Consider the following 11,549-nt stretch of genomic DNA (forward strand, 5'->3'; position numbering starts at 1 on the left):
CCCCAAGCTCGCCGTGGTCCGGCGGGGCCGTCCGGCGGGTCGCGCGAGGCGGTGACTGTAAACTCGGGCCTCGTGATCGAACGCACCCTCATCAAAGACCTGTCCGCGCTGCCCGACGGACCCGTGACCGTGACCGGCTGGGTCGAGACCGTGCGCGACCAGAAGAAGGTGCAGTTCGTCGTGCTCCGCGACGAGACGGGCGCCCTTCAACTGGTCCGCCCCCGTACCGCGGCCGACGTGCTCGAGGCCGCGGGCGAGACCGACGACGTCGCCGACGCGATCTCGTCACTGTCGCAGGGCAGCTTCGTCACCGTCACGGGCGAGCTCAAGCACGACGAGCGCGTCAAGCTCGGCGGCATCGAGGTCAAGGTCGAGACGCTCGTCATCGACTCGCTGGCCGACCCCGAGACCCCCATCGCCGCCGACAGCGGCATCGACAAGCGCCTCGACTGGCGCTTCCTCGACCTGCGCGTCCCCCGCAACGCCCTGATCTTCCGCGTGCAGACGACCTTCGAGCACGCCCTGCGCACCTGGTGGATCGAGCGTGACTACGTCGAGATCCACACCCCGAAGCTCATGGCGACCCCGAGCGAGTCGAACGCCGAGCTGTTCAAGGTCGACTACTTCGACGGTGTCGCCTACCTGGCGCAGAGCCCCCAGTTCTTCAAGCAGATGGCCCAGTCGGCCGGCTTCGGCAAGATCTTCGAGATCGCTCCGGTGTTCCGTGCCGACCCGTCGTTCACGTCGCGTCACGCGACCGAGTTCACGGGGGTGGACGCCGAGATCAGCTACGTCGAGAGCCACGAGGACGTCATGCAGATGCAGGAGCAGCTGCTGGCCTTCGCGTTCCAGGCCGTGGCCGACAAGCACGGCGCCGAGATCAAGGAGCTCTTCGACGTCGACGTCGTGGTGCCGACCGTGCCGTTCCCCCGCATCCCCTTGGCCGAGGCCAAGCGCATCGTGGCCGAGCGCGGCTACGAGGTACCCCGGGCGGACGCCGACATGGACCCCGAGGGCGAGCGCCGCATCGCCGAGTACGTCGCGGAGGAGTTCGGACACGACTTCGTGTACCTGACGGACTACGACGCCTCGATCCGCCCGTTCTATCACATGCGTCATGACGACGACCCGCAGCTCACCAAGAGCTACGACCTCATCTACCGCGGCACCGAGATCACCACGGGTGCGCAGCGCGAGCACCGCATCGAGGTGCTCGAGCAGCAGATCCGCGAGAAGGGCATGAAGCCCGAAGAGCTCTCGAGCTACCTCGACTTCTTCCGCTACGGCGCCCCGTCGCACGGCGGCTTCGGCATGGGCCTCGCCCGGGTGCTGATGCTCATGCTGAACCAGGCCAACCTGCGTGAGGTGACCTTCCTCTTCCGCGGCCCCACGCGCCTCCAGCCGTAGCTCCTCGCCACCGACCACAGAAGCCCCGACGAGAGTGTCTCGTCGGGGCTTCTCGTCGTCGTGCGCCGTCGGCCGTCCTCAGCGGACGGCCGCGCGGAGCGCCGTCCGGAGCCGCTCGGGCTCGACTCGCCAGATGGTGTGCACGCGACCGTCGATCAGGACGACCGGGATCTCTTCGGCGTACTCGGCGGTGAGCTCGGCGTCGTCGAGGATGTTCTGCTCGTCGACGGCCACGCCGGCATCGACGAACTCGGCTTCGGCCAGCACGCCGTGCACCGCGGAACGGGCGTCGTCGCACAGGTGGCAGCCCGGCTTGGTCAGGAGGGTGATTCGCGGTTCGGCCATGCCCTCAAGGGTAGCGAGGGCCGGATGGCGCCCGGTCACGACGAAGGCCCCCGGCGACCGGTGGTCGGCGGGGGCCTTCGCGTCGAGCGACTACTTCTTGTTGCGACGCTGGTGACGAGTCTTGCGAAGCAGCTTGCGGTGCTTCTTCTTCGCCATGCGCTTGCGACGCTTCTTGATGACAGAACCCATAGAGGACCTCACTGATTTCTGGATTGGACCGACCGGGTCCGAAACAGAACCGCGGAAAAATGCCTCGGGTCAGTCTACTAGGACGGCCCGAGAAAGTCGAAGTGGGCCTACCCGACGTCGGCGATGCCGATTCGCAGCACGGCCGCGACGGCCGATTCCGGCACGCGGAAGGACCGCCCGAAGCGGATCGCCGGCAGCTCGCCCGAGTGGACCATGCGGTAGACCGTCATCTTCGACACGCGCATCATGTCGGCCACCTCGGCGACCGTGAGGAACCGCACATCCGACAGATCCTGCGACATGACCCTGCCTCGTCTCGGGCCCCGGGCGGGGCTGTGGAGCAGACGGGTGTTCCCCATGTGCCTGGGGGCAACTCTAGGGGCGCGTGTGACTCGGTGTAAAGGCGCCCGGGTCGCTACTGGCCGGTGCGTCCCCACCGCTTGCGGACGGGGTCGATGACGCGCTCGTCCAGGGCCCCGAGCGCGCTCTGGGCGTCGTGCAGGGCCGAGGAGGCGCGGTGCTGGGCCCCGGCCGCGTAGCGACCCAGCGTGCTCCCGACGTCCTCGGCGTCGGGCAGGTTCTCGGCCGCCCGCCGGAGCGGGGCGGGGACCGAGGCCCCGGCCCAGGCGGCGAAGGGCGTGCTGGCCAACGCCTCGGAGGTCAGCGAGTCGGCACTGACGAACGGGATCAACCAGTCCTCGACGACCTCGAGCGGCCCCGACTCGAGCGAGTAGTACCGGTGCTGCCCTTCTTCGCGGACGCGCACCAGACCGGCCTCGCGCAGCACCCGGAGGTGCTTCGAGACGGTCGGCTGGCTGACGCCGAGGGACGTGACCATCTCACCCACGCTGATGTCGGCATTGGCGGAGTCGGTCGACAGCGAGGCGTCGAGCAGCACCTTCAAGAGGTCTCGGCGGGTGGCGTCGGCGATCACGGCGAAGATGTCCGGCATGCGACCAGCGTAGTGACCCGGGATAGCATGACCGTCGTGACTCGCGCCCCCGTCGCCGGTCGACGCCGCCCCTCGGACCCCGGCCGCTCGCCCTGGCGCAGACTCAGCGACGCGATCGACGACATCGGTCGCAAGTCGCCCGCGCGCTTCGCCATCCTGATCTTCACCGGCCTCATCGTCGTCTTCACCCTGCTGTTCTCGCTGCCGATCGCCTCGGCCGACCGGACGATCACCCCGCTGGCCGACTCCGTGTTCACGGCCGTCTCGGTCATCTGCGTGACCGGCCTCGCGACGGTCGACATGGCCACCCACTGGTCCCTGTTCGGCCACGTCGTCATCTTCGTCGGCGTGCAGATCGGGGCGATCGGCGTGCTCACGCTCGCGTCGATCATGGGCCTCGTCGTCTCGCGCAAGCTCGGCCTCCGCGCCCGGCTCATGGCCGCCGGCGACCAGAACCCGCTGCGGGTGCACGCCGGCCCGGTGCCCGAGGGTCAGGCCGTGCGGCTCGGCGAGATCGGTGGCCTGCTGACGACGGTGGCCCTCAGCTCGTTCGTGATCCAGCTCGTCATCGCGGTGCTGATGATCCCCCGCATGCTGATCGACGGCATCCCCGTCGGCGACGCGGTGCTCGACAGCTTCTACTACTCGGCGATGGCCTTCACGAACACCGGGTTCACGCCCAATGCCGAGGGTCTGGCCGCCTTCGAGAACGACTACTGGTTCCTCAGCCTGATCATGGTCGGGGTCTTCCTCGGCAGCATCGGGTTCCCGGTGATCTACGCCCTGGCCCGGAACCCCCGCAACCCCCGGCGCTGGTCCGTCCACGTCAAGCTGACCCTGCTGACGACGGCGATCCTCATCGTGTTCGGCATGGTGCTCTACATCGTCCTCGAGTTCGACAACCCGAAGACGTTCGGCGGCATCGAGGCCGGCCCGACGGTGTTCCAGTCCCTGTTCCTCAGCATGATGACGAGGTCGGGCGGTTTCTCGACCATCCAGATCTCCGACCTGAACGGATCGTCGCTCCTCGTCACCGACATGCTGATGTTCATCGGCGGCGGCTCGGCGTCGACCGCCGGAGGCATCAAGGTGACGACGCTCGCGGTGCTGTTCCTGGCCGCCTTCGCGGAGGCACGCGGCCAGCGGTCGATGGAGGCCTTCGGCCGCCGCATCCCCAGCGACGTCCTGCGCCTGGCCGTCAGCGTCGTCCTCTGGGGCGCCACGATCGTCGCCGTGTCGAGCATCCTGATCATGCACATCACGAAGGAGCCCCTCGACCACGTGCTGTTCGAGTCCATCTCGGCGTTCGCCACCTCGGGGCTCAGCACCGGCCTGACCGACCGCCTGCCGGACTCGGCGAAGTACATCCTGGCGGTCACGATGTGGATGGGCCGCGTTGGTACAGTGACACTCTCCGTCGCCCTGGCCGCCAGCCAACGACGCCAGCTGTTCACCCGAGCCGAGGAGCGACCGATCGTTGGTTGACAAGATCAAGCACGACGCCCCGGTGCTCGTCATCGGCCTCGGACGCTTCGGCGCCGCGACCGCCGGACAGCTCGAACGGCAGGACCGTGACGTGCTCGCCGTCGACACCGACGCCGGGCTCGTGCAGAAATGGGCCGACCGCGTGACGCACGCGGTGCAGGCCGACGCCCGGAGCATCGACGCCCTCAAGCAGATCGGCGCGCAGGACTTCTCGATCGCGGTCGTCGCCGTCGGCTCGTCCATCGAGGCCAGCGTGCTCATCACGGCCAACCTGGTCGACCTGAAGGTGCCGCAGATCTGGGCGAAGGCGATCAGCCAGTCGCACGGCAAGATCCTCGCCCGCATCGGCGCAAACCACGTCATCTACCCCGAGCGCGAGGCCGGCGAGCGCGTCGCGCACCTCGTCTCCGGCCGGATGCTCGACTACATCGAGTTCGACGACGCCTTCGCCATCGTCAAGATGTATCCGCCGAAGCCCGTCCGCGGTGCCTCGTTGGCCGCGTCGAACATCCGCAAGAAGTACGGCATCACGATCGTCGGCGTCAAGAGCCCCGGTGGCGCGTTCGTCGAGGCGACCCCCGAGACGGTCATCAGCAACCACGACCTGATCATCGTGTCGGGCGACAGCCGCGCCATCGAGCGCTTCGCCGCCCTCGAGGGCTGATCGCCCTCAGCGCCCTTCGGCGATCTCGCGGTTGCGGGCCAGGGCGGCCTGGGTCGCCCGCTCGAACAGCTCGAGCAGACCACCGTCGGCGAGTTCGGCCACGGCGCGCTCGGTCGTTCCGCCAGGGCTCGTGACACGGCGACGGAGTTCGGCCGGTGCGGCGTCGGCCGGCAGGACGTCGCTCGTCGCGAGCAGCTCGCTCGCGCCACGGAACGTGCCCTGCACCAGGGTGGCGGCCTGCGCGCGGGTGAAGCCCAACGCGACCGCCGCCTCCTGCAGTTGCTCGACGAGGTAGAAGACGTACGCGGGGCCCGAACCCGAGATCGTGCTGAGCGCGTCGATCTGCGCCTCGGGGACGACCACGACGTCGCCGACGACGGCGAAGAGCGACCGGGCCAGGGCCAGGTCGGCGTCGGTCGAGCGCGACCCGGCGCTCAGGCCGGTCACCCCGAGACCGACGTGCGACGGCGTGTTCGGCATGGAGCGCAGCACCGACACGGACTCGGGCAGCGCCGCCTCCATCGTGGCCGTCGTCACGCCGGCGGCCAGGCTCACGACGACGGCGCCCGCGTCGAGCACGGGACCGATCTCGTGCAGCAGGTCGACCACCATGTGCGGCTTCACGCCGATCAGCACCAGCCGCGCACCGACGACCGCGGAGGAGTTGGCGCTCGGGTCGGTCTCGGTGGCGAGGGAGGTGACCCCGCCGTGCCGCAGCGCGCGGGCCTTGACCTCGGTGCGGTTCGTCACCCGCACGCGCCCGTCGACGGACACCTCGGGGCGCAGCAGGCCCTGCAGGATCGCGCCGCCCATCGAGCCGGCTCCGAGAATCGCTGTGGTGGGGAGGGTGGTGACCATCCGGCCATCCTAGGATCGACCAGGACCACACGAGGGGATCGAACCGATGAGCAGTCACGGCGGCAACAAGGCGATCATCGCCGCACTCAGCGCGAACCTGGGCATCGCGGTGACGAAGTTCATCGCCTGGGCGTTCTCGGGGTCGTCGTCCATGCTCGCCGAGGGCGTCCACTCCCTGGCGGACTCGGGCAACCAGCTCCTGCTGCTGCTCGGTGGCCGCAAGGCGAAGAAGGCCGCCGACGCCGACCACCCCTTCGGCCACGGGCGCGAACGCTACGTCTACGCGTTCGTCGTCTCGATCATCCTGTTCAGCGTCGGTGGCGTGTTCTCGCTCTACGAGGGCGTCGAGAAGCTGCGCGAGCCGCACCCCCTCGAGGTGCCCTGGCTGCCCGTCCTCGTGCTCGCCATCTCGCTCGCCCTCGAGGGGTTCTCGCTGCGCACCGCGATCCGCGAGTCCCGCCCGAGCAAGGGTCAGCAGAGCTGGGTCGCGTTCGTGCGCCGGGCCAAGGCCCCCGAGCTGCCGGTCGTGCTGCTCGAGGACGCCGCCGCGCTGCTCGGCCTGTCGTTCGCCATGATCGGCGTCGTGCTCACCTGGATCACCGGTGACGGCGTCTTCGACGCGATCGGCACCCTGGCGATCGGCGTGCTGCTCGTCGCGGTGGCCGTGATCCTCGGCATCGAGACGAAGAGCCTGCTCGTCGGCGAGGGCGCCTCGGCCGAGGACGTCCAGAAGATCCGCGCCGCGATCACGGGCGGGCCCGAGGTCGAGTCGATCATCCACATGAAGACCCTCTACCTCGGTCCCGACGAGCTGCTCGTCGGCGTCAAGGTCGCGATGCCCGGCCGCACGGTGCTGGCCGACGTCGCGAGCGCCATCAACGCCGTCGAGTCGCGCATCCGCGAGGCCGTGCCGATCGCCCGCGTCATCTACGTCGAACCCGACGTCTGGGTCAAGCCGGGCCAGGTCGACCCGCCGACCGACGCGATCGTCATCCGCGCGGCCGACTGACCCGAGGAGGCGCGGATCGGCCCTCGGGGTCGGCCCGCCTCAGTGCCCCTCGGCGACGCGCCGCTCGGCGAAGAAGTCGTCCAGCCGAGCCCGGCACTCGGCCTCGCGCACGCCGGCGTACACCTCGGCGCGGTGCGGGAGCCTGCGGTCGCGGACGATGTCGTAGACGCTGCCCGCGCCTCCTGCCTTGTCGTCCCAGGCCCCGTAGACGAGCCGCGGGACCCGGGCGGCCAGCAGGGCCCCGGCGCACATGGGGCACGGTTCGAGGGTGACCACGAGCGTCGTGCCGGTGAGGTGCCAGTCGCCGGTGTGCGCCGCGGCGGCCCGCAGCGCGATCACCTCGGCGTGGGCGGTCGGGTCCTGCCGCAACTCGCGTTCGTTGCGTCCGGTCGCGATGACCAGGCCGTCGGCGTCGACCACCACGGCACCGACCGGCACGTCGGCCGAGACGCGGCACGCGTCGGCCTCGGCGAGGGCGAGCGACATCCAGTCGTCGAACTCGGGCGGGACGGCGATCACGGGGCCTCTGCGGGGTCGGGACGGCTCACGGAACCGGTCGACTCCGCTACCGTTGAGCCTATGCGAGTGCACGTAGCGGACCACCCCCTGATCACCCACAAGCTGACCGTGCTCCGCGACAAGAGCACACCCTCCCCCACCTTCCGGGCGCTGACCGAAGAACTCGTCACGCTGCTGGCCTACGAGGCCACGCGCGACGTCCGCACCAGCCCCGTCGACATCGAGACCCCGGTCGGTCCGACCACGGGTCTCGAGATCAGCCAGCCGCGTCCGCTCGTCGTGCCGATCCTGCGCGCCGGCCTCGGCATGCTCGAGGGCATGACCAAGCTCGTCCCCACGGCCGAGGTCGGATTCCTCGGCATGGTGCGCGACGAAGAGACCCTCCAGCCCACGACCTACGCCGAGCGTCTGCCCGACGACCTCTCGAACCGTCAGTGCTTCGTGCTCGACCCGATGCTCGCCACCGGCGGTTCGCTCATCGCGGCGATCGACTACCTGCTCGACCGCGGCGCCGTCGACGTCACGGCGGTCTGCATCCTGGCCGCGCCCGAGGGCCTCGCCGCCGTCGAGAAGGCGATGGAGGGCCGCGACGTCCACGTCGTGCTGGGCGCCGTCGACGAGAAGCTCAACGAGCAGGGCTACATCGTGCCGGGCCTCGGCGACGCGGGCGACCGCCTCTACGGGCTCGCCTGACCCCCGTCGCCCCGACGCCCCGGACCGCGCCTCCTCGACCGCAGGAGGCGCGGTCCGGCGTTTCCGGGCCGCTCACGGTGCCGGAACGCGAACGTCGCTTGACATCGCGACGCGGGGTGTAACAAGATCGACCCCATGACTAACAGTGTGCTCACCCCGACCTCTCGTGAGGCCCTCGGGAGCACCGGCATGATGATGCCGATGCACGCTGTCATGTGTCGAATGTGTGCCTGATCCGGTCACACACCTCGCCGAGTCGAAGCTGCTGACACCGCCAGCTGAGCTCGTGACCCCACCCGGTCACTGAGCCACCGACTCCAGGATGCCCCGCGTCGCCACCCTCGACGCGCATCCCGAACGGTGCATCGCACCGACTGCTCGTGACGTACGGCACCATCGCCGGCGGGATCGAGCACCGACACACATCGAGCAGTCCCTCCGCACCCGGCGACCCGTCGGCCCGAGGGACCGCCGCCGTCACGCAAGGACCCCCGCCTGTCATGTCCCTCATCCTCGACCGCCCCGTCACCGCCACCCGCACCGTCTCGCCCGCCCGTTCCGCCGCCCCGACACCCCTCCGCGAGGTCGCGCCCGCCCTCTCGGCCGCCCCCAGCGACGCGTCCGTCATCGCGAGCCCCGCGGCCCCCCGACCCCGCGCCGTGCCCGAGGGCACCGAGGCCCGCGGCTTCGTCCTCTACGTCGGGCTCGACGAGCTCAAGGCCGCCGCCGACGGCACCTCGCTCGGCGACGTCGTCTCGCAGATCAAGGAGCTCGTCGGACGGATCGCCCCGTCGGCCGAGACGCACGCCGCCGTCGCCCTCGCCCCCGAGGGGGCCGGCGGCCGCGACGTCGAGGTCGTCCGCCTGGCCCTTCAAGACCCGGCCGCCCTGGCGAAGCGCCGACAGGTCAGCGAGGACGACGAGCCCGGTGCCCGTGGCGGCGTCGTCGTCGACATCTCGCGCAAGCGCCTGCTGCTGGACGGCGACGTGGCTCCCCTGACCTACAAGGAGTTCGAGCTGCTGCAGTACCTCGTCCTGCGCGAGGGCCGCACCATCGAACGAGCAGAGCTGATCTCGAGCCTCTGGGCCGACGGCGACGACGAGGTGCCGAACGAACGCACCATCGACGTGCACGTCCGTCGACTGCGGTCGAAACTCGGCGCCTTCGAGGACATCGTCCGCACCGTCCGCGGGGTCGGTTACCGGTTCGACCGCCACGCGGACGTCTCGATCCGCCACGCGTCGACCCCGTCGCCCGACGTGTTCTGAACCCCGTCCGGCACACGCGCCGGCCGCGGCGTCGGCTCGGTGCGAGTTCCCAGGAATTCCTCGGGTCCACCCCTGGACCACCGTTACCGATCCGTTATAGATTGTGTCTCGCCGACGTCGTTTGCTGTGGCGGCCGAGGCGGAATGTGATTGCAGGACACTCCTGGTGCAAGGGAAGAGGGCCGGTCGCCATCGGGCGACCGGCCCTCTGTCGTGTACCCCCGGGTACACGCTCGCTCGTCGCCGCCCCCGCGCGTCGGCCCGAGGTCGGTGGCCTTTCGTAGACTCGACCTCGACGAACGTGAGGGACGACATGAGCGAGACATCGATGGCCGTGGGGGCCTGGGAAGCCCTGTTCCGGGCCCAGGTCAGCGTCATGCGTGAACTGACCGAGTGCTTCCCGACCCACGAGATCTCGTTCAACGAGTACGACGTGTTGTTCAACCTGTCCAACCAGCCCGATCGGCGGGCCCGCATCCGCGACCTGACCCGCCACCTGTTGCTGACGCAGCCGAGCATCAGCCGTCTCGTCGACCGACTGGCGTCGAAGGGCATCGTCGAGAAGGCCTCCGACCCCGGCGACGGCCGGGGCATCATCGTGACCATGACGGACGAGGGCTACGACCTCTACCGGCGCACGGCGGTCAGCCACGCCGAGGCCATCCGTCGTCGCGTGGGCGGAGCACTCGACGACGACGAACTGGCCTCGCTCGCCGATCTGTGCACAAAGCTGCGGCTCGGCACGCCGGCCGGGACGAACGCATGACCTCCCCTTCCATCGTCTGGTTGCGCGACGACCTGCGCCTCGCCGACAACCCCGCCCTCGTGGCCGCCGTCGAGCGCGGCGAACCGGTCGTCGTCCTCTTCCTGCTCGACGACGAGACCGACGGCCTGCGCCCCCTCGGCGGGGCCTCACGCTGGTGGCTGCACCACAGCCTCGCCGCCCTCGCCGAATCGCTGCAGGCCGTCGGTGGGCGACTCACGCTGCGCCGGGGCCCGCAAGCCCGCGAACTCCCCCGTCTCGTCGACGAGGTGGGCGCGGGCGCCGTCTTCTGGAACCGCCGGTACGGCCTGGCCGCCCGCGACGCCGACGCCGGGCTCAAGTCGTCGCTGCGCGAGCGTGGGCTCGACGTTCGCAGCTTCCAGGCGAACCTCATGTTCGAACCGTGGACCATCCAGACCGGGCAGGGCCAGCCGTTCAAGGTCTTCACGCCGTTCTGGCGCGCCTGCCTCGACCGGCCCGAACCCCGCCACCCCGAGGCGGCACCCGACGAGCTGCACGTCCCCCACGCGACGCCCGACAGCGACGACCTCGACTCGTGGGCGCTGCTGCCCACGACCCCCGACTGGTCGGCCGGCCTGCGCGACGCCTGGACCCCGGGCGAGGCGTCGGCCCTCGACACCCTCGAACGTTTCGCCATCGGCCACCTGGCCGACTACGGCCTGCGCGACGAGCCGGCCCAAGAGGCGACGAGCCACCTCTCGCCGCACCTCCGCTTCGGCGAGGTCAGCCCGTTCCAGGTCTGGCACCGCATGCGCGGCGACCTGGCACCCGACGCCCGAGAACAGGCCGCGGGCTTCCTGCGCGAACTCGTGTGGCGCGAGTTCAACCACACCGTCCTCTTCGCGAACCCGCACCTCGCCACGAAGAACTACCGGCCGGAGTTCGACGACTTCCCGTGGCACGAACTCGAACCCGGCGAACTCGAGGCGTGGCAGCAGGGCACGACCGGCATCCCGCTGGTCGACGCGGGCATGCGAGAGCTGTGGACGACCGGGTACATGCACAACCGGGTTCGCATGGTCACGGCGAGCTTCCTGGTCAAGAACCTGCTGGCCGACTGGCGGGTGGGCGAGCAGTGGTTCTGGGACACCCTGGTCGACGCGGACGAGGCGAACAACCCCGCGAACTGGCAGTGGACGGCCGGCTCGGGTGCGGACGCGGCCCCGTACTTCCGAGTGTTCAACCCCGTCCTGCAGGCCGACAAGTTCGACAAGCACCGCGACTACGTGCGGCGCTGGGTCCCCGAGGTCGACACCGACTCGTACCCCGAGCCCATGGTCGACCTCAAGGCCTCCCGCCGGGCCGCGCTCGACGCCTACGAAGCCATGCGCCGCACCACGCGCACCGAATGACCCCGCCCCTCGAGAGGATCGCCTC

Annotated in this window: 14 protein-coding genes; 8 read left to right on the forward strand and 6 right to left on the reverse strand. The window is 70.0% G+C overall.

Going from position 1 to position 11,549, the window contains the following annotated elements; all coding sequences use genetic code 11:
- Positions 1 to 72 precede the first annotated feature (72 nt).
- Positions 73 to 1,407: an aspartate--tRNA(Asn) ligase gene (gene aspS, locus OVA02_RS15235; protein ID WP_056046595.1), complete on the forward strand. Its 1,335-nt coding sequence runs from the start codon at positions 73 to 75 to the stop codon at positions 1,405 to 1,407.
- 78 nt (positions 1,408 to 1,485) lie between these two features.
- Here the strand turns inward: aspS and OVA02_RS15240 are convergent, their stop codons facing one another.
- The 4 genes from OVA02_RS15240 to OVA02_RS18105 all read right to left on the reverse strand — a co-directional run bounded on the left by OVA02_RS15240 (position 1,486) and on the right by OVA02_RS18105 (position 2,893).
- Positions 1,486 to 1,752 (reverse strand): glutaredoxin family protein, encoded by a 267-nt coding sequence (locus OVA02_RS15240; protein ID WP_159826058.1) that lies wholly within the window; start codon positions 1,750 to 1,752, stop codon positions 1,486 to 1,488.
- Positions 1,753 to 1,842: 90 nt separating this feature from the next.
- On the reverse strand, positions 1,843 to 1,941 hold the full coding sequence (locus OVA02_RS15245) for a 30S ribosomal protein bS22 (RefSeq protein WP_003792170.1): 99 nt from the start codon (positions 1,939 to 1,941) through the stop codon (positions 1,843 to 1,845).
- Between the two features lie 107 nt (positions 1,942 to 2,048).
- Positions 2,049 to 2,243: a helix-turn-helix domain-containing protein gene (locus OVA02_RS15250; protein WP_043593002.1), complete on the reverse strand. Its 195-nt coding sequence runs from the start codon at positions 2,241 to 2,243 to the stop codon at positions 2,049 to 2,051.
- 113 nt (positions 2,244 to 2,356) lie between these two features.
- Positions 2,357 to 2,893 (reverse strand): ArsR/SmtB family transcription factor, encoded by a 537-nt coding sequence (locus OVA02_RS18105; RefSeq protein ID WP_082460318.1) that lies wholly within the window; start codon positions 2,891 to 2,893, stop codon positions 2,357 to 2,359.
- A gap of 27 nt (positions 2,894 to 2,920) precedes the next feature.
- Between OVA02_RS18105 and OVA02_RS15260 the strand changes: the two genes are divergently transcribed.
- A complete protein-coding gene (locus OVA02_RS15260) occupies positions 2,921 to 4,378 on the forward strand; it encodes a TrkH family potassium uptake protein (RefSeq protein ID WP_056046599.1) in 1,458 nt (485 codons plus the stop codon).
- Complete coding sequence (locus OVA02_RS15265) at positions 4,371 to 5,042, forward strand: potassium channel family protein (RefSeq protein WP_043593005.1); 672 nt, start codon at positions 4,371 to 4,373, stop codon at positions 5,040 to 5,042. Before OVA02_RS15260 ends, OVA02_RS15265 begins: the two co-directional genes overlap by 8 nt.
- A 6-nt stretch (positions 5,043 to 5,048) precedes the next feature.
- On the opposite strand, the gene proC is transcribed toward OVA02_RS15265, so the two are convergent.
- Positions 5,049 to 5,900 carry a pyrroline-5-carboxylate reductase gene (gene proC, locus OVA02_RS15270; protein WP_267658762.1) on the reverse strand — a complete coding sequence of 284 codons (852 nt, stop codon included), beginning with the start codon at positions 5,898 to 5,900 and terminating at the stop codon, positions 5,049 to 5,051.
- 46 nt (positions 5,901 to 5,946) lie between these two features.
- On the opposite strand from proC, the gene OVA02_RS15275 reads away from it, so the two are divergent.
- Positions 5,947 to 6,909 (forward strand): cation diffusion facilitator family transporter, encoded by a 963-nt coding sequence (locus OVA02_RS15275; RefSeq protein ID WP_123570541.1) that lies wholly within the window; start codon positions 5,947 to 5,949, stop codon positions 6,907 to 6,909.
- A gap of 39 nt (positions 6,910 to 6,948) precedes the next feature.
- Here the strand turns inward: OVA02_RS15275 and OVA02_RS15280 are convergent, their stop codons facing one another.
- Positions 6,949 to 7,395 carry a nucleoside deaminase gene (locus OVA02_RS15280; protein WP_267659717.1) on the reverse strand — a complete coding sequence of 149 codons (447 nt, stop codon included), beginning with the start codon at positions 7,393 to 7,395 and terminating at the stop codon, positions 6,949 to 6,951.
- A 93-nt stretch (positions 7,396 to 7,488) separates the two neighbouring features.
- On the opposite strand from OVA02_RS15280, the gene upp reads away from it, so the two are divergent.
- The 4 genes from upp to OVA02_RS15300 all read left to right on the forward strand — a co-directional run bounded on the left by upp (position 7,489) and on the right by OVA02_RS15300 (position 11,524).
- The gene (gene upp / locus OVA02_RS15285) at positions 7,489 to 8,121 is read left to right on the forward strand and encodes a uracil phosphoribosyltransferase (RefSeq protein ID WP_043593011.1); all 633 of its coding nucleotides are present in this window, start codon (positions 7,489 to 7,491) and stop codon (positions 8,119 to 8,121) included.
- A gap of 500 nt (positions 8,122 to 8,621) precedes the next feature.
- Positions 8,622 to 9,389 carry a winged helix-turn-helix domain-containing protein gene (locus OVA02_RS15290; RefSeq protein ID WP_267658763.1) on the forward strand — a complete coding sequence of 256 codons (768 nt, stop codon included), beginning with the start codon at positions 8,622 to 8,624 and terminating at the stop codon, positions 9,387 to 9,389.
- Positions 9,390 to 9,701: 312 nt separating this feature from the next.
- Positions 9,702 to 10,154, forward strand: coding sequence for a MarR family winged helix-turn-helix transcriptional regulator (locus OVA02_RS15295; protein WP_267658764.1), 453 nt, complete (start codon positions 9,702 to 9,704; stop codon positions 10,152 to 10,154).
- Complete coding sequence (locus OVA02_RS15300) at positions 10,151 to 11,524, forward strand: cryptochrome/photolyase family protein (RefSeq protein ID WP_267658765.1); 1,374 nt, start codon at positions 10,151 to 10,153, stop codon at positions 11,522 to 11,524. Before OVA02_RS15295 ends, OVA02_RS15300 begins: the two co-directional genes overlap by 4 nt.
- The last annotated feature ends 25 nt before the right edge of the window (positions 11,525 to 11,549 follow it).

It is taken from the genome of Frigoribacterium sp. SL97 (genome assembly GCF_026625765.1).
Taxonomy (GTDB): Bacteria; Actinomycetota; Actinomycetes; order Actinomycetales; family Microbacteriaceae; genus Frigoribacterium.